This window comes from Pseudomonas sp. F8002 (genome assembly GCF_013385495.1).
In the GTDB taxonomy this organism is placed as follows: Bacteria; Pseudomonadota; Gammaproteobacteria; order Pseudomonadales; family Pseudomonadaceae; genus Aquipseudomonas.
This window is the reverse complement of sequence record NZ_JACAPW010000006.1, coordinates 1-24,177: the sequence shown is the minus strand read 5'-3', so window position 1 is coordinate 24,177 and position 24,177 is coordinate 1. Positions and strand designations below refer to the sequence as shown.

General features: G+C 62.9%; 18 protein-coding genes. 10 read left to right on the top strand and 8 right to left on the bottom strand.

The features are described from left to right. Window positions 1-46: 46 nt before the first annotated feature. The 4 genes from HX811_RS07055 to HX811_RS07040 form a co-directional block, all read right to left on the bottom strand. The gene (locus HX811_RS07055) at window positions 47-760 is read right to left on the bottom strand and encodes an SDR family NAD(P)-dependent oxidoreductase (RefSeq protein WP_177045346.1); all 714 of its coding nucleotides are present in this window, start codon (window positions 758-760) and stop codon (window positions 47-49) included. Between the two features lie 13 nt (window positions 761-773). After that, entirely contained in the window at window positions 774-2,057 is a 1,284-nt protein-coding gene (locus tag HX811_RS07050) for an NAD(P)/FAD-dependent oxidoreductase (RefSeq protein WP_102369480.1), read from the bottom strand. Between the two features lie 111 nt (window positions 2,058-2,168). After that, entirely contained in the window at window positions 2,169-3,095 is a 927-nt protein-coding gene (locus tag HX811_RS07045; protein WP_003208286.1) for a LysR family transcriptional regulator, read from the bottom strand. 59 nt (window positions 3,096-3,154) lie between these two features. Beyond that, window positions 3,155-4,360 (bottom strand): DUF1835 domain-containing protein, encoded by a 1,206-nt coding sequence (locus HX811_RS07040; protein ID WP_177045344.1) that lies wholly within the window; start codon window positions 4,358-4,360, stop codon window positions 3,155-3,157. Between the two features lie 193 nt (window positions 4,361-4,553). On the opposite strand from HX811_RS07040, the gene HX811_RS07035 reads away from it, so the two are divergent. From HX811_RS07035 to fetB, 3 genes are all read left to right on the top strand, one after another. Further along, window positions 4,554-5,018: a metallophosphoesterase family protein gene (locus HX811_RS07035; protein WP_003208282.1), complete on the top strand. Its 465-nt coding sequence runs from the start codon at window positions 4,554-4,556 to the stop codon at window positions 5,016-5,018. Between the two features lie 213 nt (window positions 5,019-5,231). Continuing rightward, window positions 5,232-5,909: an ATP-binding cassette domain-containing protein gene (locus HX811_RS07030; protein ID WP_003208280.1), complete on the top strand. Its 678-nt coding sequence runs from the start codon at window positions 5,232-5,234 to the stop codon at window positions 5,907-5,909. Next, window positions 5,906-6,700, top strand: coding sequence for an iron export ABC transporter permease subunit FetB (gene fetB, locus HX811_RS07025; protein WP_003208279.1), 795 nt, complete (start codon window positions 5,906-5,908; stop codon window positions 6,698-6,700). The genes HX811_RS07030 and fetB overlap by 4 nt, the downstream gene beginning before the upstream one ends. A 61-nt stretch (window positions 6,701-6,761) precedes the next feature. Here the strand turns inward: fetB and HX811_RS07020 are convergent, their stop codons facing one another. Together HX811_RS07020 and HX811_RS07015 are read right to left on the bottom strand one after the other, a co-directional pair. Then, window positions 6,762-7,808: an L-idonate 5-dehydrogenase gene (locus HX811_RS07020; RefSeq protein ID WP_177045343.1), complete on the bottom strand. Its 1,047-nt coding sequence runs from the start codon at window positions 7,806-7,808 to the stop codon at window positions 6,762-6,764. A 13-nt stretch (window positions 7,809-7,821) separates the two neighbouring features. After that, window positions 7,822-8,595 (bottom strand): glucose 1-dehydrogenase, encoded by a 774-nt coding sequence (locus HX811_RS07015; RefSeq protein WP_177045341.1) that lies wholly within the window; start codon window positions 8,593-8,595, stop codon window positions 7,822-7,824. A 193-nt stretch (window positions 8,596-8,788) separates the two neighbouring features. Here HX811_RS07015 and HX811_RS07010 point away from each other — a divergent pair, with 193 nt between their 5' ends. The 6 genes from HX811_RS07010 to HX811_RS06985 all read left to right on the top strand — a co-directional run bounded on the left by HX811_RS07010 (window position 8,789) and on the right by HX811_RS06985 (window position 14,833). Then, window positions 8,789-9,661 carry a LysR family transcriptional regulator gene (locus HX811_RS07010; RefSeq protein ID WP_177009730.1) on the top strand — a complete coding sequence of 291 codons (873 nt, stop codon included), beginning with the start codon at window positions 8,789-8,791 and terminating at the stop codon, window positions 9,659-9,661. A 125-nt stretch (window positions 9,662-9,786) separates the two neighbouring features. Beyond that, window positions 9,787-10,407, top strand: a complete 621-nt coding sequence (locus HX811_RS07005) for a glutathione S-transferase family protein (protein ID WP_177045339.1) — start codon at window positions 9,787-9,789, stop codon at window positions 10,405-10,407. A gap of 167 nt (window positions 10,408-10,574) precedes the next feature. After that, window positions 10,575-11,492 (top strand): LysR family transcriptional regulator, encoded by a 918-nt coding sequence (locus tag HX811_RS07000; protein ID WP_003208270.1) that lies wholly within the window; start codon window positions 10,575-10,577, stop codon window positions 11,490-11,492. Beyond that, on the top strand, window positions 11,492-12,391 hold the full coding sequence (locus HX811_RS06995) for a LysR family transcriptional regulator (RefSeq protein ID WP_177045337.1): 900 nt from the start codon (window positions 11,492-11,494) through the stop codon (window positions 12,389-12,391). The genes HX811_RS07000 and HX811_RS06995 overlap by 1 nt, the downstream gene beginning before the upstream one ends. Window positions 12,392-12,393: 2 nt before the next feature. Next, on the top strand, window positions 12,394-13,359 hold the full coding sequence (locus HX811_RS06990; protein ID WP_177045335.1) for a pyridoxamine 5'-phosphate oxidase family protein: 966 nt from the start codon (window positions 12,394-12,396) through the stop codon (window positions 13,357-13,359). A 133-nt stretch (window positions 13,360-13,492) separates the two neighbouring features. Further along, window positions 13,493-14,833 (top strand): sorbosone dehydrogenase family protein, encoded by a 1,341-nt coding sequence (locus tag HX811_RS06985; protein ID WP_177045333.1) that lies wholly within the window; start codon window positions 13,493-13,495, stop codon window positions 14,831-14,833. A 273-nt stretch (window positions 14,834-15,106) separates the two neighbouring features. On the opposite strand, the gene HX811_RS06980 is transcribed toward HX811_RS06985, so the two are convergent. Further along, window positions 15,107-16,582 carry an efflux transporter outer membrane subunit gene (locus HX811_RS06980; RefSeq protein WP_256344396.1) on the bottom strand — a complete coding sequence of 492 codons (1,476 nt, stop codon included), beginning with the start codon at window positions 16,580-16,582 and terminating at the stop codon, window positions 15,107-15,109. Beyond that, the gene (locus tag HX811_RS06975) at window positions 16,582-17,376 is read right to left on the bottom strand and encodes a helix-turn-helix transcriptional regulator (RefSeq protein WP_177045331.1); all 795 of its coding nucleotides are present in this window, start codon (window positions 17,374-17,376) and stop codon (window positions 16,582-16,584) included. Before HX811_RS06975 ends, HX811_RS06980 begins: the two co-directional genes overlap by 1 nt. A gap of 486 nt (window positions 17,377-17,862) precedes the next feature. Here HX811_RS06975 and HX811_RS06970 point away from each other — a divergent pair, with 486 nt between their 5' ends. Further along, window positions 17,863-24,144 (top strand): non-ribosomal peptide synthetase, encoded by a 6,282-nt coding sequence (locus HX811_RS06970; protein WP_177045329.1) that lies wholly within the window; start codon window positions 17,863-17,865, stop codon window positions 24,142-24,144. Window positions 24,145-24,177 lie beyond the last annotated feature (33 nt).

Genomic DNA, 24,177 nt, shown 5'->3' with positions numbered 1-24,177 from the left:
GAGTGGCAGGCCCACGTCTGATGCGCGGGGCCTGCGGAGGCTGGGGTCATCGCATATACACGCCCCCGGCGATGCACAATGATTCGCCTGTTATGTAGGAGGGTTTGGCGCTCAGTTGCCAGACCCAGTCGGCGATTTCTTCGACCCGCGCGGCGCGTTTCAAGGGGATCGATTCGATGGCGGCCTCGATGCGCCCGCCGGCACGGGTGCCTTCGGTGTCCACCCAGCCCGGGGCCAGTGCGTTGACCACAATATTGTCGCCGGCCAGTTCGATGGCCAGGGAGCGGGTCATCGACACCACAGCAGCCTTGGAGGCGCTGTAGAGCAACTGGTTTTTCGACACGGTGAACGCATCCACCGAGGCGAAGAACACGATAGCGCCTCCGCCGGCGGCTTTCAGGTGACGGGTGCCGATACGTGCGATGTTCAGTGAGCCCAGCACGTTGATGTCGAATATCTTGCGGTACAGCGCTTCGCTGAAGCTATCCAGGGATGACGTGGGAAAGACCCCCGCCGCATTCACTACGGCTCGCAGCGGTGCCTTGCCGTCCAGGGCGGCATCGAGGGTACGGGCCAGTGTGGCCTCCTGGGTGATGTCGCCGACCACTGGCGAAAACAAGGGACTCGCCGGCTGTGTGCTGGGTGTTACGTCCACAGCGACGACGTGCCAGCCTTCAGCCTGAAAGCGCTGTGCGACGGCCTGGCCCATGCCCGAGGACGTCCCGGTAACGATAACGCTGGAGTGCGGAGCAGTGTTCATAAGGGCTATCCGATCAGGCGTATTGAGGAAGAGGGGTGCCGGGTTGCAGAGCCAGTTCCAGCACATCCAGTTGGCGCTGGGTGTCCTGGTAGTTGCTCAGCCATTCGCGCTTGACGATATCGATGCGTGAGTCGGCCGGCTGCAACTGGGCAAACTTCGCCGCCAGGCCTTGCATGCCACGCTCGCGCAGGGTGAGAAAGCGCATCACTAGCCGGGTCTGCTCGCAATACACCGGCCATTGCGGGCCACGTGGGGCGCCCAGGCCGATGTAGAACAGGCCTTCCAGGTTGGTCGGCAAGGTCATCGCGGCGGTACGCAGCGGAACACCGTCGCGCCATTGCAGCAGGCGTTCATCGAGGAACGGCAGGCGCGTGTTGAAACCGGTAGCCCAGACGATGGTGTCGTAATCGACCTGGCTGCCATCGGTGAACGTGACAGTCTTGCCCTGGATGCTCTCGATACCCGGTGCGACCTTGATTCGGCCGTGCTGGATCCAGTACAGCAGCAAGGTGTTGACCACCGGCGGTTGCGCATCCAGGTCGTAGGTATCCGGTGCCGGTAGCCCGGGGTAATTCTTGTGGGTGCCGACGCTGGCCATGATCAGCATGTTCATGAGCATGTTCTGCTGTTCTGGCGGCAATTGCCCCAGCAGCGGCAGCTCGCCCCGGGGCAGTCCGAACAGGGTCTTGGGCTGGAACAGCTGGCCGCGTCGGATCGCAATGGTGGTGTCCAGGCGAGCCTGGGCGGCATCCACTGCGAGGTCGCATCCGGAGTTGCCAAACCCCACCACCAGCACCTTGCCTTGCACCTGCTGCACGTTGCGGTATTCGCCGGAGTGAATCGACACGCCGGTGAACCCCTTGCTTACTTGCGGGATCTTGCAATCCCACAGGTGACCGTTGGCCACCAGCACGCCGCTGTAGTGTTTGTGGGTGCCGTCTGCCAGGGTCACCTGCCAGCCCGCTTCGCCGTTCTCGTCCAGGGGCTTCAGGCTGCGCACTTCGGTGTTGAAGGTGATCTTTTCGCGCAGGCCGAAGGTGTCGGTGTAGGCGTTCATGTACGCCTTGACCTGATCGCGGCTCGGGTACACCGGATAGTCAGCGGGCATCGGGAACCCGTCAAAGAAGGAACTGCTCTTGGGGGTGATCAGGTGCAAGGCATCGTAGTCGCTGTTCCAGTGACCGCCGATGTTCGCGGACTTTTCGAAGCAGTCCACCTCGAAACCGGCGTCGGTCATGGTCTTCAGCGCCGCCAGCCCTGCGGCCCCGGCACCAATGATGCAGTAGTGATTGGACATGCTGGCTCCCCATTCAAGCGCCTGTTGTGGCGTCGGTGGCTGGAGTATCCCGCTCGGCAAGAGGTGGATGAATGGGCTAAGTCATGTGTTTCCTATAGGTGATCCCTATGGCTAGAGCGTCTCCAGGTGCGCATACAGGTTCTGGATGCGGCTCAAGTGGCTGCGCATCAGGTTGATCAGCACCCGGGTGGGCGGCGAAATAGGCGTGTCGTGGCGATGGATAAAGCCGAATACCTCGAAGATCGCCGGGCTGATCGGCACCCAGCCCAAGCGATCATTGAAGCCCAGCTGATGCAGGATCGGGCGCGTGGCAATCACATCGCCGAGCCCGCGCGCAGCCAGCTCGAAGCCGGTGATCTGGTGCTCCACTTCGATGATCGGGTCCAGCACCTCGCCGCCTTTGGACGCCAATTGCCCCAACAACCGGCGAATCGGGTCGGCGGTGCGCCAGCGCGCCTCGGTGAGAATCAACGGTGCCACCGCCAGGTCGCTGATGGTTTTCGGGCCCTTGAGTCGCTCCGGGTCGGCACTGATATAGCCGACCTGGGCCGACCAGACCGGCTCGCTGACGGTCAGGTTCTGCTGCTTGATCGGCAGCATCACCAGCCCCGCTTCAATTTCGCCCTGGCTCACCAGCTCGGCGATTTCCGAGGAGTTGTAGCCGACGATCTTGATCCGCATATCCGGGTGCTGGGTGCGGAACTGCTCGATCAGGTCTGTGAGGAAATAGTGGTGGGCGGTGCCGAAGGTGCCAAAACTGGCCACGCCACCGGACAGTTCACGCACAGCCTGCACCGCTTCATAGCCCTGGCGTGCTGACGTCACCATGCCTTGTGCAAATGGCTGCAGGCGGCGTCCGGCTTCGGTGAGCATCAGTCGGCGATTGGTGCGGATGAACACGTGGGTACCCAGGTGCTCCTCCAGCCGCAGGATCTGCTCGGACAATGAGGGTTGGGAAATATGCAGGCTTTCCGCCGCCTTGGAGAACGTACCGTGCTCGATGGCGGCGAGAAAGTAGTTGAGCTGTTGTAAGGTCATCGCGCTGAACCGTTACCTGTTTGGCTCAACATGACACAGATCAAAGCTGTCGCGAAGAATCAATCACGCCATACGGGCATGCCATGTTCGTCAATTGTCCAGTGCGGGTGGCGCGGTCGCAGGCAGACGCCACCTACCCAGCGTTCTTCCGTTGCATGATCCGGCCAGTAGGCTGCGCCGTTCAGAACCTGGCGACCCAGCGCAGTCAGCGCCAACACCCGCTGTGGCCATGGCAACTGGGCCCCGGACTCGATCAACAGGGGATTCTCGCCATCGATCAACGGCCGCATCAGCGCATGAAACATCATGTCTCCCAGGTATGGCAGTGGTTCACGCTTGCCTATCAGCTCGGCGAACACCCGGCCAAACGGCACCGGCCCGGCCTCATCCACGTAGTGCAGGGACAGGCGCTCGGTCAGTGACAAACCGTCCTGCACACCTGGTAATTCCTGCAACTGTCGGCGCATTGCCGGGGCCAGGAAGGGCAGAGAGGTGAAGCTACTCCGGGCCAGTTCCGCCAGCTTGATCGGCGAGCTGGCGCAATACGCCAGCCAGGCCTGTCGCGCCAGTTGCAGCATGTCCTCGTCGACCTGTCGGCGCTGCGGCCACAACCACGCCAATACTTCAGGCGCCAGTTGGCCGATGCCGATAAAACGCTGCACGCCGGGGATACGATCGACTTCGATCAACTCCAGTTTTTCAGGCAGATGCTCAAGCCCAGCCAGCGCGCGAATCAGGAACAATTGATCGTACGCATCCGCCTCACACCACAACACGCTGTGGCCGGCGCTGCCCAGTTGTTCAAGATGGTGATATTCGTCCGCATGCCGGCGCGCCACTTCGGCCTCATCCATGGCAAACACCTGGCTGATATAGCGGCTGCGAACGGCCTGGTATTGCTCGGCAGGCAGGTCCTGCACCGGGCCCATGCACAATGGGTCAATCAGCATCCGGAAGCGGCCCTTGAACCCCGCCACGCCCAGGCTGTGGGCGATATCGTTGCCGCAGCGCCAGTGGGTGGTGCGGGCTTCATCGCTGGCGTCGAAACCTGGATGGCGGGCGGCAAAATCCACCGCATCGACGTGGGCCTTGAGCTTGGGCCAGCTGGGAAAACCGAGTTCCTTGGCGATCGACCATTGGGCATCGGATAAGGTCGGGGTTGCGGCGGCATCGGCGCTTTTCAGGCGCTGCAAAAGTTCCTTGGCGCGCTTGCGCTGCTGCTCAAGGTTGATACGGCCGTTAGTGGACGAGAATGATTGCGACATACGATCTCCTTGTACAAACCTTGTCCGCTTTAAGGTTGGGAGTCGTAGAAATGTGATATTCAGTCAAGGTCTTGGGCGCAGCCCTTTCCGCGGATGGTGGCGTAGATGGCGCCAGGCGGGAAATATAGGCAGTGCAATGATTGATTGCAAGCCGCCCGGTGGATCGCGCCGGGGTTTTGCACAGGAGACGTTCATGAAAGTTGGTGTGATTTCCGATACCCACGGCTTGCTCCGTGCCGAGGCCCTGGCGGCCCTGGAAGGGTGCGAGCAGATTGTTCACGCCGGGGACATCGGTAGCCCGGAGATCCTTGAGTTGCTGGCCTCGATTGCGCCATTGCATGTGGTGCGCGGCAATAACGACCTCGACGCCGCGTGGGCAGAGCATTTGGCTGACCGGCTGGATTTTGACCTGAACGGCTGGCGGGCGTTGCTGGTGCATGACATTGCCGATGTGCCGAAGGAGCTTGATCCGGGCATCCGGCTGGTGATCACTGGCCACTCTCACAAACCATTGATCGAGTGGCACGGCGAGCGGCTGTTTCTCAACCCTGGCAGTGCAGGGCGGCGACGTTTCAAGTTGCCGGTGACCCTGGCGTTGCTTGAGGTGCGCGAGAAATCCATCAAGCCGCGCCTGGTGTCGCTGGAGCCCAAGCGCTGAAGAACGCTGAGGCGAGGGAGCTTGCTGTGGCGAGGGAGCTTGCTCCCGCTGGGCTGCGCAGCAGCCCCAAGAAATTAACGGTGTTTTTTCAGGTGTATCGCAGTGGCTTTATTGGGGCCGCTTCGCAGCCCAGCGGGAGCAAGCTCCCTCGCCACGGGGGACGTGCCCTGTCTTACCATTGCGTCTGAATCAGGAGCAAGGATCATCAACGCCATGAGCGTATTAGTCGAAACCCGGGCGCTCACGCGGATGGACGAGCGCCGCCAGCTGCAACTGCTGCAGCCCACGAACTTCCAGCTGCACCGCGCCGACCGCCTATCCATCACCGGTTCATCGGGCTCCGGCAAAAGTGTATTCCTTCGGGCACTCGCCTTGCTCGACGCGCCGACCTCAGGGGATATCCTCTGGAACGGGCAGCCCATCGCCAACGCGCAAGTCCCGCAGTATCGCAGTCGCATCAGCTACCTCTCCCAACGCCCGGCGCTGATCGAAGGCACGGTGGAAGACAACTTGCGTTTTCCCTACAGCCTCAAAGCCTTGCATCACCTGAGTTTCGACCCGCAGGCGGTCAAGGCGCTGCTGGCCCACGCGGGCAAGGAATCGGGTTTTCTGGCAAAAAATGCCGGGGATTTATCCGGTGGTGAGTCCCAGGTGGTGTCACTGATCCGTACCCTGCAACTCAATCCCGATGTGTTGTTGCTGGACGAACCTACCGCCGCTCTTGACCCGGCATCGTCCGGGGAGGTCGAGGCGTTGATCAGTGCCTGGGCCGAAGCGGATAGCGCTCACGCCTATATCTGGGTGTCCCACGACCTTGAGCAGGCGCAACGCATGAGCACCACCCATTTGCATATGGACGCCGGCGTGCTGACGGGGGCCGTGCAGCCATGAATTATCACGACCTCACGGCACTGGACATGGCCATCGCCGCCTCGCTGATCCTGATCAACGGTGCGCTGTCGCTGTTGTTGCGGCTGGGGCTGGAGCGTCAGCTGTTCTGGGCGGCTGTGCGCACGGTGGTGCAGTTGTTGGCGATCGGTTACCTGCTGGGCTGGGTCTTTGAATTTGCCTACTGGTATGTGGTGCTGCCGCTGATGTGCCTGATGACTCTGATCGCCGGGCTCTCGGCTGCAGGGCGTGGGAAGCGGACCTATGCGGGGCAGCGGGCCGACAGCATTGTGTCGGTGTGGGGCAGTTCCTGGTTGGTGACGGCTGTTGGCCTGTTCGCGATTATCCGGATTCACCCGTGGTACGAGCCGCAGTATGCGATTCCGATCCTTGGGATGATTCTGGGTAATACGCTTACCGGGGTGTCTCTGGGGATTGAGCGTATGACTCAGGAGCTGACCTCCGGCCGCAATACCATCGAGATGATTCTGGCCCTCGGTGGTTCACGCTGGGAGGCGGCGCAGGATGCGATTCGCCAGGCTGTGCGGGCCGGGATGATTCCGACGCTGAACCAGATGACGGTGGTGGGGATTGTGAGCTTGCCGGGGATGATGACTGGCCAGGTGCTGGCCGGGGAAAGTCCGGTGGACGCGGTACGTTATCAGATTGTGATTATGTTTTTGATCGCTGCGTCGTCGGCGTTGGGCACGGTAGGTGCGGTGTTGCTGACCTACCGTCGACTGTTTTCAGCCAGCCATCGTTTCCTGCGGTTCAGGCTCGAAGAGCGGGTGTAGCGCAGGCGCTATCGGATCCCCAAAATGCACCGCAACCCTGTGGGAGCTGTCGAGATCCGGTTCAATCACCCACACCAAAATCCAGCAACACCTTCATCGCCTGGCTCTTGTCCGCCGCCAGTTCAAACGCCTGCACCGCCTCGCTGAACGGCACGGTGTGGGAGATCACCGGACGCACATCAATCACCTGGCGATTGAGCAAATCCACCGCCTGGGCAAACTCCGAATGGAAGCGGAAGGTGCCCCGCAAGTCGATCTCCCTGCTCACCAGCATATTCAACGGCAGCGAGACCTCGCCACCCAGACCGACCGTCACCAGCACGCTGCGCGGGGCCATGCACTCCAGGCCGTTGCGCAGGGCCTGGGCGCTGCCGGAGACTTCGAACATCACGTCGAAGTAGCCTTTTTCGGCGGTATACCGCTTCAACGCGTCGGCGTCTTCCGCCAGGTTATGAGTACGGCTGGCGCCCATTTTTTCGGCGCAGGCCAAGGGCCCGGCGGCCAGGTCCACCGCAACAATTTCCCCCGCGCCCGCTGCCCGCAGGCTGCCGATCAACAGGTTGCCGATGGGCCCGCACCCGGTGACCAATACCCGTTTGCCGAACACCACCCCGGCACGCTGGATGGCATGCAAACCCACAGACAACGGTTCAGCCATTGCACCCTCGGCAAGGCTCACATGATCGGCCAGCAGATGCGCCTGGTGCGTTTCGATCACCAGGCTTTGTTGAAACGCACCCTGCACGTGAGGGAAGGGCATCGCGCTGCCGTAGAAACGCATGTTCAGGCAATGGTTCGGCAGCCCTTGATGGCAATAATGGCAACCCCCGCAAGGCCGCGACGGCGAGACCGACAAGCGTTGGCCAATCTTGAACGGCCCGTCTTCACGGCCTACCGCCTCGATCACCGCCGATACTTCGTGGCCGAGCACCATCGGCTCGCGCAACCGCACGGTGCCGAAGCCGCCGTGCTGGTAGTAATGCAGGTCCGAGCCGCAGATCCCGCCCCGGGCAATGCGCACCCGCAGTTGGTCGGGCGTCAGTGCCTGGGGTTCGGTTTGCGGTTCTACCCGCAGGTCTTTCGAGGCATGGCAGACAATCGCGTGCATGAAATTCTCCAGGTTACAGCGAGGCGGTGATGCCACCGTCCACGTACAGGATATGACCGTTGACGAAACTTGCCGCGTCGCTGGCAAGGAATACCGCAGCGCCCGCCAGTTCGGCGACGTCACCCCAGCGCCGGCTCGGCGTGCGTTGCACCAGCCAGTCGCTGAACTCGGGGTTGGCCACCAGGTTGGCGTTCAGTTCGGTCTTGAAATAGCCGGGGCCGATGCCATTGACCGTCAGCCCGTGGGGGCCCCAGTCGATGGCCATGCCTTTGGTGAGCATTTTCAGCGCGCCTTTGCTGGCGGCATACGGGGCGATGCCCGGGCGCCCCAGTTCGCTTTGCACCGAGCAGATATTGATGATGCGCCCCCGCTTGCGCGGGATCATCGCCCGGGCCACCGCCTGGCCGACCAGGAAGGCGCTGTCCAGGTTGGTGCTCATCAACTCGCGCCAGTGGGTTTCGCTGTAGTCCTCCAGCGGCCCGCGACGTTGCATGCCCGCGTTGTTGACGAGGATGTCCAGCGGGCCCAGGCGCTCTCCGATCTCCGCCACGGCGGCCAACACCGCCGCGCCGTCGCTGACATCGAACGCCTGGGTGTGCACCTCCAGGCCTTCCGCCGCCAGCAACGCGGCACTGTCACGCAAGGTGCTGCGGTTGCGCCCGTTGAGCACTACCCGTGCGCCAGCCTGGGCCAGGCCACGGGCGATGGCCAGGCCGATGCCGGCGCTGGAGCCGGTGATCAAGGCCAGGCGGCCATCGAGGCGGAAACTGTCTAAAACACGCTGCATGGGGCGATCTCCGAAGACTGAGACAGGTGATCAACACTATCAATCCGAGTGTGCGGGGCGCCGCTCTCATTGTTATACGTCAAACCCTGTCATATCGTGCATCACGGGCTTTACTTCAGCGCAGCCAGGGCCCGGCGTCCAATTTTCATTTGTGATGGGGTGATCAATAACCGTGATAACCGGAGCCAACCTGATGGAACTCAAGCACCTGCGCGCCTTTGTCGTGCTCGCCCAGGAACTGCATTTCGGCCGGGCGGCCGCGCAGTTGTCGATCGTGCAACCGGCGCTGAGCATGCAGATCAAACTGCTCGAAAGCGGCCTGGGCGTGCGCCTGCTCGACCGCAACCGGCACTCGGTCACACTGACGGAAGCCGGGCGGGTGTTTCTGCCGGAAGCCCGCGCCACCCTGCACCAGGCTGCCCGCGCCGCCGATGCCGCCCGGGCTTCGAACCGCGGGGAGATCGGCCGGGTGCGCCTGGGGTTTGTCTCGTCGGTATTGCCGCAATTGCTGCCGGGGTTGATTCGTGCGGTGCACCAGCGCTACCCGCGAATTGAACTGGAGCTCAAGGACATGCCCGGCCCGGATCAGGCGGCTGCGTTGAAAAACGGCCAGCTGGATTTCGGCCTGATGCGTTTGCCGGCGGCCTATCCCGGCGTGCAGACCCTTGAGGTGCTGCAGGAAAGCTTCGTGGTCGCCTTGCCCGGCGAGCATCCGTTGGCAACCCAGGAAACCATTCAGCCGACGGACTTGCTCAAGGTGCCGGTGTTCATCCTGGCCCGGCGTTATGCACCGGGTTTCTACGATGAATTCGTGCAGGCGATGGGCGTGCCGCTGGAGATCGCCTCCGAACTCGGCGAGTTCACCACCATGCTGGCGCTGGTCTCGGCCGGGCTGGGTGTAGGTGTGTTGCCGCTGCAGGCGGCCCGGGCGCTGCCGGCCAATTGCGTGTCCAGGCACCTGGCGTTGGGGGCGTTCCGGGCCAGGACCGGCCTGGCGTGGACCGAGCTCGACAGCCCGGTGAAAACCACCCTGTTCAACCTGATCGACGAGTTGTTTGGTGATTGATTGTTTCATCCGGCGAAATGCTGGATTGTAAAAACTGGCTATTCTGCTGCGTGCCGTAGCGGTGGAACATAAGCGTCATCGACCCGATCACCGGGTCGAGTCCCTGGCACATCGCGGAGCCCGTCATGATCAAACTGTACCGTTACCCCTTGTCTGGCCATTCCCACCGGGTTGAGTTGATGCTGTCGCTGCTGGGCGTGCCCGCCGAGCTGGTGTTGGTGGACCTGAAGCAAGGCGCCCACAAAACCTCCGAGTTCCTGACCACCCTCAACAGCTTCGGCCAGGTGCCGGTGATCGATGATAACGGTATGGTGCTGGCGGACTCCAACGCGATCCTGGTGTACCTCGCCGGCCAATATGGCACCGCCCAGTGGCTGCCGACCGAGCCTTTGGCCCAGGCCCGTGTGCAGCGTTGGCTCTCGGCTGCGGCAGGACCACTGCACACCGGGCCGGCAGCGGCGCGATTGATCACTGTGTTCGGTGCCGCGCTGGATGCCGAGGCGACCATCAGCCGCTCCCACGCATTCCTCAAAGTGGTAGAGCACCAGTTGGAGCAGAGTCGCTTTCTCACCGGTGACCTGCCGACGATTGCCGATATCGCGCACTACACCTACATCGCCCATGCGCCGGAGGGGAATGTCGCGCTGGACGACTATCCGCAGGTTCGCGCCTGGCTGGGCAGTATAGAGGCGCTGCCGGGTTTTGTCGGCATGCAACGCACGGCTGTGGGCTTGGCCAAGGCTTGAAGATTTTTGTGGCGAGGGAGCTTGCTCCCGCTGGACCGGGCTGGCGCTCCAGTGCGCAGCGCTCTCAGGATTTTGGGGCCGCTACGCTGCCCAGCGGGAGCAAGCTCCCTCGCCACAACTGCTCCCAAGCCACTGGTTTGGTGGACCACATTCGATTAAGGGGACCCATGGACCGTTTCCAGGAAATGCAGATTTTCCTCGCCGTCGCCGAAGAACAGGGCTTTGCCGCTGCGGCCCGGCGCCTGAACATCTCGCCCCCCAGCGTGACCCGCGCGATTGCCGCGATGGAAGCGCGTATTGGCACCCAGTTGCTTTCGCGCACCACCCGCAGCCTGCACCTGAGCGAGGCCGGCCAGCGTTACCTGGACGATTGCCGGCGCATCCTCGCGGAGTTGACTGAGGCCGAAGAAGCGGCAGCAGGCAGCTTCTCGATCCCGTGGGGGCACCTGACGGTCACCGCGCCGGTGTTGTTCGGCGAGTTGTTCGTCGCGCCAATCCTGGGGGAGTACCTGGACCTGTTTGCCCAGGTCAGCATCAACGCCTTGCTGGTGGACCGTGTGGTCAACATGACCGATGAAGGCGTCGATGTGGCCGTGCGCATCGGGCATTTGCAGGAACCTGGCCAGCAGGCGATCAAGGTCGGCGAGGTGCGTCGCGTAGTGTGCGCGGCGCCGGCTTACCTTGAGCGGCACCGGCCACTGCACCCCGGGCAACTGCGTGAGGCGAAGATTGTCACGTCGTCTTCCAGCCAGTTGGTCAGCGAATGGCAGTTCAGGGAAGGCGGCCAGCCGTTGAGCGTGGCCGTTGAGCCGCGCCTGGTGGTCACCGCCAACAACGCGGCGATCAACCTCGCGCGCCTGGGCTGGGGCGTCACACGGGTGTTGTCTTATCAGGTGGCCAGCGATGTGCGTGCAGGCGCACTGGAAATCATCCTGCAAGACTTCGAACCGCCGGCCTTGCCGATCCATGTGGTGTTCCAGAACAACGCCCGGGTACCGGCGAAGGTCAACACGTTCGTGGATTTTCTGGTCAGCCGGCTGGGGCAGGATGCTGCGCTCAACCCATCGATGCAGCGGCCGGCCTGATGGACCGTTATCGCGACATGCAGATCTTCCAGGCGCTGTCCCGGCAGCCGAGCCTGGCCGCGGCAGCCCGCTCCCTGGGCATCTCGGGGCCCACTGTGATCCGCGCGATTGACCGGCTGGAGACGCGCTTGCGGGTGCCATTGGTACAGCGCAGCACCCGGGGCATTCGCCTCACCGAAGCCGGGGCGACGTTCATGGCCGACTGTTCGCGGATCCTTGACGGCGTGAGCGCCGCCGAAGCGTCTGCCCAGGGTGCGCACGCGCAGGCCGAGGGAAACCTGCGGGTGTATTTTCCGTTGCTGTTCAGCCGTTATGTGATGGCGCCGCTGTTGGCCGGCTACCTGGAGCGCTATCCCGGAGTCCGCCTGTTTGCCCATTACCACGATCATTATCCGAACCTCAATGAAGACGGCCTGGACGTGGCAGTCCTGGTGGGGGAGCTGCCCGGTTCATCCCTGATTGCCCGGCCCGTGGGCCAGGTGCGCAACATCGTCTGCGCCAGCCCCGGCTATCTGCAAAGCCATGGCGAACCGGTGCAACCGGAGGCGCTCAAGGAGCATCGGCTGGTCGCCAGCCAGGCGTATTCGAATTGGGTGCAGTGGGATTTCCAGGGCGCCAGCATCAAGGCCCGGGCGCGTCTCGGTTGCACCACGGTGCAGGGCGCGATCAATGCGGCGGTGCAGGGCGCAGGGTTGATCCGGTGCTTGAGCTACCCGGTGCACGAGCACCTGGCGAGCGGGCAACTGCGTCGAGTATTGCAGGCCTATGAACCGCCGCCGCTGCCGGTGCATGTGGTCTACCGCGAAGGGCGCAACGCTTCGATGCGGGTGCGCAGTTTTGTCGATTTCAGCGTGGCGGCATTGCGTGAACATCCGGCGTTTCATTCACCGAGGGCTTGATCATGAATCACCAGGACGCTTCCCCCGTTTCGCCATGGCATGCCGGCGAGCGGCAGTTGCAGCAAAGTGCCGGCGTGGCCGAGCGCATGGAGGTGATCGGCGCGAAGGTGATACGGGATCACTTGCCGGAGCAGCATCGGGCTTTTTATGAGTTGTTGCCCTATCTGGTCGTGGGGGCCGTGGATGAGCAGGGGCTGCCCTGGGCCACGCTGCTGGAGGGCACGCCGGGGTTTGCGTATTCGCCGGACCCCTACAGCTTGCGTATCGACAGCCTGCCTGCGGAGAGTGACCCCGCCGGGAGCGGGCTGAAACAAGGCGCGTCGGTCGGGCTGTTGGGCATTGACCTGAATACGCGGCGGCGTAATCGCATGAACGGGGTTATTGGGGCTGCCGGCGTCGACGGTTTTACCGTGGCGGTGGTGCACACGTTTGGAAATTGCCCGAAGTACATCCAGTTGCGTGCGGTGGACCCGGGGGCCCGGGGGCAGCGCGCTGCTAAAGGTATTGTGCGGCGCGCGAACTCGCTCGATGACGCTGACCGGGCGCTGATTCGCAGCGCTGATACGTTTTTCGTCGCCAGCTATGTGGACCTGGAAGGAGATGCGGCCAAGCGTTCGGTGGACGTTTCACACCGAGGCGGCAACAGTGGGTTTGTGCGGTTGGAGGGAGAGGTGCTGACGATTCCCGATTTTACCGGCAACTCGTTTTTCAACACCTTGGGCAATGTGCAGGTCAACCCGGTTGCGGGCTTGCTGTTTGTGGATTTTGCTACGGGTGATGTGTTGCAGGTGGCCGGGCGGGCCGAGGTGATTCTTGAAGGAGATGAAGTGGCCACGTTCGAGGGGGCTGAGCGGTTGTGGAAGGTGACCGTGGAACACGTGGTCCGACGGGATGCGGCGCTGGCGCTGCGTTGGCAGTTCGAGGGGTTTTCTCCCTACAGCCTGGCGTTGGGGCCGTGGAAAGCCTGAGAGTGCTGCCGAGCCACTCGTGCGACTGAGTTAAAACTCAATTGCGCGGTAGGCGGTGTTTGGTGTCGGGGAATGACGCGATACTCCGTCGGGTTTTTGCCTGCCCTATAAAGGGCTGTCCCGAGGTTTCCCAATGAATGCACCAAGCCGCCTTGCGCTGCTGATCACCGCCACGGCTGCCCTCAGCGCCTGTGGCGATTCCTCCAAACTGCCGTTTCAGGCCGGTGTGGGGCCAAGTCCGCAACTGCCCGAACCCACTGCATCACTGATCCCGACACTCAAGGTTTCCAAGGCTGTCGGCTGGCCCGGTAATGCCCAGCCAACGGCGCCCGATGGGTTCACGGTAACGGCGTTGGCCGCGGACCTTGACCATCCGCGCTGGGTGTACACCTTGCCCAATGGCGACGTGCTGGTAGCCGAGAGTAACCATCCGCCCATGCCTGAAGGTGCCACGGACGGCGGCACGGGTTTGCTCGCCTGGGCGCGTCGTACCGCGATGGGGTTTGTGATGGGGCGGGTCGGTGCCGATACGCCGAGCGCCAACCGGATCACGCTGCTGCGGGACGCCGACGGTGATGGGCGTGCCGAGGTGAAGAGTGTGTTTCTCAGTGGGCTGACGTCACCGTTTGGCATGGCGTTGGTGGGGGATGAGTTGTATATCGGCAATGCCGATGCGGTGGTCAAGGTGCCTTATGTTCGGGGCCAGACTCATATCGATGCCGTGCCGGTGAAGGTCACTGATCTGCCGGCCGGGATCAATCATCACTGGACCAAAAACGTCCTGGCCAATCCTGAGGGTACCAAGCTTTATGTGACCGTCGGGTCCAACAGCAATGTGGGTGAGAACGGGCTTGAGGCCGAGGAAGGGCGTGCTGCGATCTGGGAGTTGGATCTTGCCAGTGGGCAGAAGCGTCTGTTCGCCAGTGGGTTGCGCAATCCCAATGGGCTGGCGTGGAAACCCGGCTCTACGCAGTTGTGGACGGTGGTCAACGAGCGCGACGAGATCGGCAGCGATCTGGTGCCGGATTACCTGACGTCGGTGCGGGACGGCGCGTTCTACGGTTGGCCGTGGAGTTATTACGGGCCTCACGTTGACAGCCGGGTGCAGCCGCCGCGTCCGGACAAGGTCGCCCAGGCGATTGCACCGGACTACGCGCTGGGGACTCACGTTGCGCCGTTGGGCCTGACTTTTTCCGATGCGCGGGGGATGCCAGCGGTGTTTGCCGATGGGGTATTTGTGGGGGAGCATGGGTCCTGGAACCGTAATCCGCAGGCGGGGTACAAGGTGGTGTTTATTCCGTTCCGGGACGGAAAGCCGTCGGGTGTGCCTGTTGATTTCCTGACTGGGTTTTTGAATGGTGATGGAGAGGCTCAGGGGCGTCCGGTGGGTGTAGCGTTGGACGGGCAGGGCGCGTTGCTGGTGGCGGATGATGTGGGGAACAAGGTGTGGCGGGTGGCGCGGGTAAGGCCTTAGGGTTTTGCTCTTACAGCGGCTCACGGTCCAAAGCGTGCGTTCGGCCAGCATGGTTTAACGGGGCGCCCAAGATCAAGATCAAAAGCGGGCACGGTTCAAATGTGGGAGCTGGCTTGCCTGCGATGGCATCACCTCGGTGTACCTGGAAGACCGAGTTGTCTGCATCGCAGGCAAGCCAGCTCCCACAGAAAAGCAGATCTGCTTTCGCTCTGGCTTTTGATCTGGCTTTTAACACTCAGGTCGGCTTTCAGGCCGCCGTGCTTTTGCTTTTGCTTACTTTGGGGCTTTTCCAAAGTGAGCCGCTGTAAGAGCGGAACCATAAGCCGCCGTGACCGAAGAAACGGATATGCCCCCACCCCCAGCAGAATCACCCTCCCACCCCCCACCCAACGCCGTATACAAATTCACCTCCGCCACCAACTGCGCCAACCGATCAACAATCAACGCCTGCTGCGAACTGAACAACGACCGCTGCGCATCCAGAAACACCAGATTACTGTCCACCCCACTGCGATACCGGTGCTGAGCCAGGTCGTAATACGTCTGGTTGGCCCGAACAAAATCCCGCTGCGCCGCCAGTTGCTCGTTATACGTTTGCCGCGCCGCCAGCCCGTCCGAGACTTCCTGGAACGCGGTCTGAATCGACTTCTCATACTGCGCGACATAAATGTTCTTCTGAATCTTCGCGTAATCCAGGCTGGCCCGCAGGCTGCCCGCGTTGAAAATCGGCAGATTGATCTGCGGCTGGAACCCCCAACTCCCCGAGCCCCCCTGGAACAATCCCGACAGATCCTTACTCGAGGTGCCCGCGTTGGCAGTCAGCGTAACCGAAGGAAAAAACGCCGCCCGCGCCGCGCCAATATTCGCGTTGGCCGCCTGAAGCTGATACTCGGCCTGCACAATATCCGGCCGCCGTTGCAGCAGGTCCGACGGCAACCCGGCCGGCACCCGGGCTACCAGGTCGTCGGACAGCGGCTGTGCCGGCAAAGAATCCGGCACCGGCCCACCCACCAGCAATGCCAGGCTGTTGAGGTCCTGGGCCACCTGCCGCTGGTAGCGCGCAATGCTTGCCCGGGTACTTTCGACACTGGTCCGGGCCTGGATCACATCGATCGACGTCGCCTTGCCCGCCGTTTTACTGCGCGACGTCAGGCGCAGGCTGTGCTCGTCCGAGGCCAGCGTCTGCCGGGCCAGGGCCAGCAGTTCCTGGTCGGCGCGCCAGGTCAGGTAAGCGTTGGCGACGTTGGCCACCAGGCTCAGTTGCGCGCTGCGCCGAGCTTCTTCAGTGGCCAGGTATTGCAGCATCGCCTGCTCACTGAGGCTGCGTACACGGCCGAAAAAATCCAGCTCGTAGGCGCTGACGCCCAATGTCGCCGAATAGGTAGAGGTGATCGCAGACTTGCCGGTGGTAGTGGCGCGCCGCGGGACTTTCTGGCGGTTTTCGGCACCCGTGGCAGACACCGCCGGGAACAGGTCGGCACGCTGGATGCGGTACTGCGCCTGGAACGCTTCGACATTCAGCGCCGCCACCCGCAGGTCACGGTTATTCACCAGGGCCTGGCCAATCAACTGCCGCATCACCGGGTCACGGAACAACTGTTGCCAGTCAGGCCCGGCGGCCGATGGCCCCACCCGGTCCGCGTTATACACCGGGTAGTGCGCCGGGGTCGGTGCCTCGGGCCGCCGATAGTCCGGGATCAACGAACACCCGCCAAGCACACACGCCACGCCGAGCATCAGTTTTTTCATCACGCGCCAACCATCCATTTGGCGAGGCCATGCCGGCCACTCACGCCCAGTTTGGCCGCCGCGCGCTTGAGGTAGGTTTCGATGGAGCTGTTTTTCACGCTGAGTTTCTCGGCCATCTGCGGCACGGTTCCGCCGGTCAACAACCCCAGGCAAACCTCCTGTTCCCGCGCCGATAAGGTGATGTCACTGAGTGACAGGCGTTTATAGAATTCGCGCTGCAATTGCGACTGCTCCAACGGAGTTTTAGAGGGCTCGGGCGCTACCGGCGGGGCCTGTCGATTGATCTGCGCGTGGCGCTCGATCAACGGCAGCAAGGTTTCCGAAAGGCTCTTGAGAAACGACAGCTGCGCCAGGGAAAAGGCGCGTTGGGTGTGGGGCCGGTAGAACGAAATCACGCAGCGCCGATTGGCCTGGCGCGATACCAGGTTGCACTGATGGGAGGTGCCGCGGGTGTGGGTGCTGTCGGCCTTGGCATTCATCTGGATCAACAGCGGGTCGTTCATGCCGAGCATTTTTTTCAGCAGCGGATGATCGTCGCGGTGATGCAGGGTGCGCGGTGGCGGCAGGTCCTGCTTCAACCCGTCGCTGCCAAGTAACTTGATATCGAGCACGCAGGCCTTGTGCTCGTCGAGGGTCCATTCACTGAGGTCCACCAAGTGAACCGGTACCAGCTTGTTGACCAGTTGCAGCATCTTCGCTGCGAAGTGTTCAGTGCCGGTGCTTGAAATCAACTCTCCCAACTCGAAATAAAAATGCGGATTTTCCATATTCCGAATACTGCTGGTCAGACTCATAGCCATCTCATCCTTGATGTCGAAAACCGTCAACGGTTGCCCGTACGTGTGCAGGCCTCCCGTTCTCCTTGAACCTGGGTCGGTGCTCGAGGCTTCATTTAGCCACGTGGATTTGTCCTACGTATGTAGCGGAAACGAGGGACACAACCTGCCATAAAAAGCGCGCCATTATTTCGTCATTTCCGACAGGGATATAGGCTGAAGCTGCAGGGTAAAAGGATTTTAGAGTTTGTTAACTAGTTGATATAAAACATATTTACTCAATTTTCTCGACATGCCCGGCTATATGGCATCGGCCAGATGTAGCCAATCTCCTACATCCATTTAATCGTTTCAGCACTGAACCATCAGCCAACCCCGGCGCGGTACCCGGGCTGTCCGGGTTTCGGGTGACATACGGCCCTCCGGGGCGATGCTTAAATCCCGTTGATTTCGCCTCAATGGGGCGTTGTGCGCCTTATCGACACCTCACATGAGAAGGATCTTATGACGTATTTCCCCCTGACCGCCGCCCAGCGGGATATCTGGCTCGACCAACTGCGCCTCGGTGACTCGCCGCTGTACAACATCGGGGGTTATATCGAACTCACGGGCACCGTGAGTCCCGCATTGATCCAGCGAGCCATCGAGCACCTGGTGGCCAAGCACGACGCATTGCGTACGGTGTTGCAAGTGGCGGCCGATGGCTTGCCACGGCAGGCGTTTGCCGAGGCCATGGCGGTATCGGTGCCGCAGCATGACGTCTCGCGCCAGCCGGATCCCCGCGCGGCCGCCGAGGCCTTGTTGCAGGCGCAGATGGCGCGAACCTATGCGCTGGTCGACGAGCCGTTGTTCCGCTTCTTCCTGGTCAAGCTCGATGACCAGCATTACCGCCTCGGCACCCAGGCTCACCACCTGATTCTCGATGGCTGGGGCTTTGGCCAGATGCTGCAATCCCTTGCCGGGATCTACAGCGCCCTGGAGCAGGGCCGACAACCGGACCTGTCGGCGCCGTCCTATATCGACTTCATCGACAACGATGAACGCTATCGCGAGTCGGCCCGTTACGCCCGGGACCGCAGCTACTGGCTGGACAAATACCAGGCGCTGCCAGAGCCGCTGCTGACGCGCCGTTACCAGGCCAAGGGCGATGCGCCGAGCAACACCCTGGTAGCACCGTTTCCGGCGGCGCTGCTCAATCGCATGGCGCGGGCGGCGAACCATTACCAGGCGTCGGCGTTCCATGTGTTATTGGCGGCGATGTACCTGTACTTCAGCCGCACCGGCCAGCGCCAGGAGTGGGTGGTGGGGCTGCCGATACTCAACCGTTCCAATGCACGCTTTCGTTCGACCCTGGGGCTGTTCACCCAGGTCAGTGCCGTGCGCTTGCAGTTCCGCGACGACCTGCCTTTCAGCGCCCTGGTGCGTGGCGTGCGCGACCAGCTCCAGCAGGATTTCCGACATCAACGTTTCCCGCTGAGCGAGATGAATCGCGAGCTGGGTTTGCTGCGCGCCGACCGCGGCCAACTGTTCGACCTGTCGGTGTCCTATGAGCAGGACGACCATGAATTTCGCTACGGCCAGGCATCGGCCCGGGCGATCAAGGTGTCCAACCACCATGAGCCGTTGCCGCTGGCGATTCACTTGCGCAGCAATCGCTACCACGACACGGCGTGCCTGCACTGCGTCTACAACGAGGCGTATTTCCAGGCACACGAGGTGCAGGCCCTGGCCGATCGCCTGGTGTATCTGCTGGAGCAGGGCCTGGAAAACACCGCGTTGCCCCTGGCTGACTTCTCGCTGATAACGCCCGAGGAAACCGCGCAGTTGCAACGCTGGAACGCCACCGCCCAGGCCTATTCCGCAGCGCAAACCCTGCATGGGCGCATCGAAGCCCAGGCCGCGGCGACCCCGCATGCGGTGGCGGCGGTGTATCAGGGGCAGCGATTGACGTATGACCAATTGAATCAACGGGCCAATGCCCTGGCGCGGCAGCTATTGGTGCTCGGGGTAAAGCCCGACGACCGGGTGGCGATCGTCGCCCGGCGCGGCCTGGAGACGCTGGTGGGCTTGCTGGGGATTCTCAAGTCCGGCGCCTGTTACGTTCCGGTGGACCCGGCCCATCCTGCCGAGCGCCTGCACTACCTGCTCGATGACAGCGCGCCGGTGGCGGTGCTGACGCAGACGGATTTGCTCGAGCGTCTACCGGTATTGAGCGTGCCGGTCATCAATCTGGATCACGCCACGGCGCAGTTGGCGCGCAACCCGCAAGTGGCGATGACACCCGCCAACCTCGCTTATGTGATCTACACCTCGGGCTCCACCGGCCTGCCCAAGGGCGTGATGGTGGAGCACCACACCGTGGCCAACCTGGTGGACTGGCATTGCCAGGCCTTCGATTTGCACGCGGGCAGTCATACCGCCAGCGTTGCCGGTTTCGGGTTTGACGCCATGGCCTGGGAGGTCTGGCCAGCGCTGTGCGTGGGCGCGACCTTGCGCTTGCCGCCGGCCCACGACGGCGCCGAAGACATCGACGCGCTGCTGGCCTGGTGGCGCGCGCAACCGCTGGACGTATGCTTTCTGCCCACGCCGGTGGCCGAGTATGCGTTCAGCCAGAATATCGAACACCCGACTTTGCGTACGCTGCTGATCGGTGGCGACCGCCTGCGCCAGTTCAACCAGGCGCGCAGTTTCGCGGTGATCAACAACTACGGTCCCACTGAAGCCACCGTGGTTGCCACCTCGGGCCTCGTTGAGGCCGGGCAGGCGCTGCACATCGGCAAACCCATCGCGAATGCCGCGGTCTACCTGCTGGATGAGCAACAGCGGCCGGTGCCCATCGGTACTGCAGGCGAGTTGTACGTCGGCGGGAAAGGCGTGGCGCGGGGCTATTTGAACCGCCCGGACATGACCGCAGAGCGCTTCCTTGATGACCCATTCAACCCAGGCCGCATGTACCGCACCGGCGACCTGGCGCGTTGGCTGCCGGATGGGAATATTGAATATTTGGGCCGCAACGACGACCAGGTAAAAATTCGCGGCGTGCGTATCGAGCCGGGGGAAATCGAGTCCGCCCTGGCGGGTTATGAAGGTGTCACCGAAGCGGTGGTGCTGGTACGCGAGGGGCAGTTGTTGGCCTGGTTCACCGAGCACGCGCCGGTTGCGATTGAAGCGCTTCGCGCCCATCTCAAGTCACGCTTGCCGGATTACATGGTGCCGCAGGCCTACGTAAAGCTGGACGCGCTGCCCCTGACGGCCAACGGCAAACTCGACCGCAAGGCCTTGCCGGCACCCGGTGCCGATGCATTTATCAGTCGAATCTACGAAGCCCCCGAAGGGCCTACGGAAATCGCCCTGGCGCAGATCTGGGCCGATGTGCTGCACGTCGAGCGGGTGGGGCGGCATGACCATTTCTTCGAGTTGGGCGGCCATTCGCTGTTGGCGGTCCAGTTGGTGCAGCACATGCGCCAGGTCGGGTTGCAGGCCGACGTGCAGGTGCTGTTCGGCCAGCCGACCCTGGCCGCACTGGCGGCAGCGGTTGGCCAGGGCACCGTGCTTGATGTGCCGGCCAACCGTGTTCCGGCGGGTTGCCAATTGATTACTCCGGACCTGCTGGCGCTGGCCGAACTGGACCCGCCGACGATAGAACGCATCGTCGCCGCGATCCCCGGCGGCGCCGCCAATGTGCAGGAGATCTACCCGCTGGCGCCGTTGCAGGAAGGCCTGCTGTATCACCACATCACCGACGAGCGCGATCCGTACCAGCAACACGCGATGTTCAGCTTTGCCCGCCGTGAACAGCTGGAAGCGTTCGCCCAGGCGCTGCAACAGGTGATCGACCGCCATGACATCCTGCGCACCAGCCTGGCGTGGGATGCCCTCGAACAACCGATGCAAGTGGTGTGGCGCAAGGCGATTCTGGACGTGCAACCGGTGGCCCTCCAGGGGGACTCAATTCTCGAACAACTGCGCGAACGCCAGCGGCCACTGGACTTGCGCAAGGCGCCGCTGATGGCCCTGGATTACGCCGAAGACCGGCAGAACCGCCGTTGGGTGGGCATGCTGCGTTTCCATCACCTGGTGAACGACGCCACATCGACGCAAGTACTGATGGCGGAAATCCAGGCGCATCTGCTTGGCCAGCAACAGCAATTGCCGGCGCCGGTGCCCTATCGCAACGTGGTCGCCCAGGCCCGGTCAGCGGAACGCGAGGCCGGGCACGAAGCGTTCTTTCGCGAGCGGCTGGCGGATGTCGACGAGCCGACCCTGGCCTTCGGTTTACAGGAACGCCAGGCGGATCGCCGTGACACCGAGGAAGCCGACGTGCTGCTTCCCGACGCACTCGGCCAGTTGTTGCGTGAGCAGGCCCGCACCTTGGGTGTCAGCGCGGCGAGCCTGTTTCATCTGGCGTGGGCCCAGGTACTGGGTCGCGTCTCGGGCCGTGACGATGTGGTCTTCGGTACGGTTCTGCTGGGACGCCTGCAGGCCGGTGAGGGCGCCGACCGTGCCCTGGGCATGTTCATCAACACCTTGCCGCTGCGGGTACGCCTGGCGGGGGTGACGGTGCGCGAGGCGATCAGGCAGACGCAGCAGCAACTCAGCGCCTTGCTCGCCCACGAGCAAGCGTCCCTGGCGTTGGCCCAGCGTTGCAGCGGCGTCACACCGCTGTTCAACAGCCTGCTGAATTACCGGCATGTCTCGGTCGAGGCACTCGAGGTGCTGCAGCCCGGCATCGAATTGCTGAGCAGCGAAGACATCCTCAGCTACCCACTGATGCTGACGGTGGACGACCTGGCCAGCGGTTTCCGGCTCAAGGCCAAGGCGCCCCGCAAGGTCGGTGCCCAGCGCCTGCTGGACTACCTTGGCACGGTGCTGGCGGGATTGGTGGAGACGCCCGAGGCGCCGCTGTTCGATGTGCAGGTGCTGCCCGCGACCGAACTGCAACAGCAACTGGTGGACTTCAACGCCAGCGAAACCGACTACCCCGTGGACCAGACCGTCCACGCCTTGTTCGAAGCCCATGCCCGGCACACACCTCACGCGGTGGCGGTGCAGGCCGGTGAGCAGCAACTGACTTACCGCCAGCTCAACGAGCGCGCCAACCGCCTGGCCTATCACCTGCGCGAGCGCGGCGTGCAGCCGGATTCGCGGGTGGCCTTGTGTGTCGAGCGCGGGTTGGACCTGGTGGTGGGCTTGCTGGCCATCCTCAAGGCGGGGGGCGCCTATGTACCGTTGGACCCGGGCTACCCTCGCGAGCGTCTCGCCTACATGCTGCAAGACAGCGCGCCGGTCGCCTTGCTGGTACACGGCGCGACCCGCGATTTGCCGGGGGAGGTGTCGATACCGGTGATCGACCTCGACCACGGCGCCTGGCAGCAGGCGCCTGAAGGCAACCCGCGAGTGCCGGGGCTGAGCGTGCGCAACCTGGCGTACGTGATGTACACCTCCGGCTCCACCGGCACGCCCAAGGGCGTGATGATCGAGCATCGCGGCCTGGGCAACCTGATGCACTGGGGCTCGCAACTGTGCCCGAATGCCGAGGGTGGCGCGTTGTTGCAGCGGGCGCCGTTCAGTTTTGACGGTTCGGTGTGGGAGCTGTTCTGGCCGCTGACCAATGGCATGCGCCTGGTCCTGGCGCGTCCCGATGGGCACCGTGAGCCGGCGTACCTGGCGCAGGTGATTCGTGAGCAACAGGTCAGCGTGATCAAGTTTGTGCCGGCGATGTTGCAGCAGTTTCTGGAGCTGGAGGAGTCTGCGCTTTGTACCAGCCTTACCGACGTTTTATGCGGTGGTGGGGAGCTGACAGAGGCCTTGGCCCGTGGGGTTCAGGCGCGGTTGCCCAAGGTGCGCTTGCATAACGTCTACGGACCGACCGAGGCGACGGTTGACAGCAGTGCCTGGACGCTGGAGCCGGGTGCGCCGGTGCCGGGGGTGCAGTTGCCGATTGGGCGGGCCATCAGTAATACCCGTCTTTACGTATTGGATGAGCATGATCGGCCGGTGCCGCTGGGGTGCAGTGGGCAGTTGCATATCGGCGGGGTGGGCGTGGCTCGCGGGTATCTGGGGTTGGAGCAGTTGACGGCGGAGCGGTTTATCGATAGCCCGTTTGTGGCGGGGGATCGGTTGTATCGAACCGGGGATTTGGTGCGGTATTTGCCGGACGGGAATCTGGAGTTTCTGGGGCGTAATGACTTTCAGGTGAAGCTGCGTGGGGTGCGGCTGGAGCTGGGGGAGGTTGAGGCGCGGTTGGCGGCGCATCCTGCATTGCGCGAGGTGGCGGTGTTGATCCGGGATGAGCGGTTGGTGGCGTATTTCACTGTTCGTGATGCGGTGCCGGGGCTTGAGGCGTTGCGCAGTTACATGGTGGAGGGGTTGCCTGAGTACATGGTGCCTTCGGCGTTTGTGCGGGTAGAGGTGTGGCCGCTTAATCCGGCGGGGAAGCTGGATCGCAAGGGGTTGCCGGAGCCTGGGGTGGAGGCGGTGTTGAGTCGCGCCTATGAACCGCCTCAGGGGGAGGTGGAGACGGTGATTGCTGGGGTTTGGGCGCAGGTGCTGAAGCTGGATCGGGTTGGGCGTAAGGATCATTTCTTTGAGTTGGGGGGGCATTCGTTGTTGGCCGTGGGGGTGGTGGCGCGGCTGCGTAAGGCGGGGTTGGAGGTGGATGCCCGGTCGTTGTTCAGTCAGCCGACGGTGGTGGGGTTGGCGGGGGTGGTTGGGAGGAGGGTGGAGCGGGTGGCGGTGGCGCCTGCCTTGGGGATTCCGCAGTTGGGGCGTAGACGCAGGATTTGAGTGATGGTGGGTGGTGTACATATCCGTTTCTTC

Bases quoted from the DNA above. Each gene is read 5' to 3' on its own strand.
- HX811_RS07055 (WP_177045346.1), bottom strand. From the start codon at position 760: ATGAACACTGCTCCGCACTCCAGCGTTATCGTTACCGGGACGTCCTCG.
- HX811_RS07050 (WP_102369480.1), bottom strand. From the start codon at position 2,057: ATGTCCAATCACTACTGCATCATTGGTGCCGGGGCCGCAGGGCTGGCG.
- HX811_RS07045 (WP_003208286.1), bottom strand. From the start codon at position 3,095: ATGACCTTACAACAGCTCAACTACTTTCTCGCCGCCATCGAGCACGGT.
- HX811_RS07040 (WP_177045344.1), bottom strand. From the start codon at position 4,360: ATGTCGCAATCATTCTCGTCCACTAACGGCCGTATCAACCTTGAGCAG.
- HX811_RS07035 (WP_003208282.1), top strand. From the start codon at position 4,554: ATGAAAGTTGGTGTGATTTCCGATACCCACGGCTTGCTCCGTGCCGAG.
- HX811_RS07030 (WP_003208280.1), top strand. From the start codon at position 5,232: ATGAGCGTATTAGTCGAAACCCGGGCGCTCACGCGGATGGACGAGCGC.
- fetB (WP_003208279.1), top strand. From the start codon at position 5,906: ATGAATTATCACGACCTCACGGCACTGGACATGGCCATCGCCGCCTCG.
- HX811_RS07020 (WP_177045343.1), bottom strand. From the start codon at position 7,808: ATGCACGCGATTGTCTGCCATGCCTCGAAAGACCTGCGGGTAGAACCG.
- HX811_RS07015 (WP_177045341.1), bottom strand. From the start codon at position 8,595: ATGCAGCGTGTTTTAGACAGTTTCCGCCTCGATGGCCGCCTGGCCTTG.
- HX811_RS07010 (WP_177009730.1), top strand. From the start codon at position 8,789: ATGGAACTCAAGCACCTGCGCGCCTTTGTCGTGCTCGCCCAGGAACTG.
- HX811_RS07005 (WP_177045339.1), top strand. From the start codon at position 9,787: ATGATCAAACTGTACCGTTACCCCTTGTCTGGCCATTCCCACCGGGTT.
- HX811_RS07000 (WP_003208270.1), top strand. From the start codon at position 10,575: ATGGACCGTTTCCAGGAAATGCAGATTTTCCTCGCCGTCGCCGAAGAA.
- HX811_RS06995 (WP_177045337.1), top strand. From the start codon at position 11,492: ATGGACCGTTATCGCGACATGCAGATCTTCCAGGCGCTGTCCCGGCAG.
- HX811_RS06990 (WP_177045335.1), top strand. From the start codon at position 12,394: ATGAATCACCAGGACGCTTCCCCCGTTTCGCCATGGCATGCCGGCGAG.
- HX811_RS06985 (WP_177045333.1), top strand. From the start codon at position 13,493: ATGAATGCACCAAGCCGCCTTGCGCTGCTGATCACCGCCACGGCTGCC.
- HX811_RS06980 (WP_256344396.1), bottom strand. From the start codon at position 16,582: ATGAAAAAACTGATGCTCGGCGTGGCGTGTGTGCTTGGCGGGTGTTCG.
- HX811_RS06975 (WP_177045331.1), bottom strand. From the start codon at position 17,376: ATGAGTCTGACCAGCAGTATTCGGAATATGGAAAATCCGCATTTTTAT.
- HX811_RS06970 (WP_177045329.1), top strand. From the start codon at position 17,863: ATGACGTATTTCCCCCTGACCGCCGCCCAGCGGGATATCTGGCTCGAC.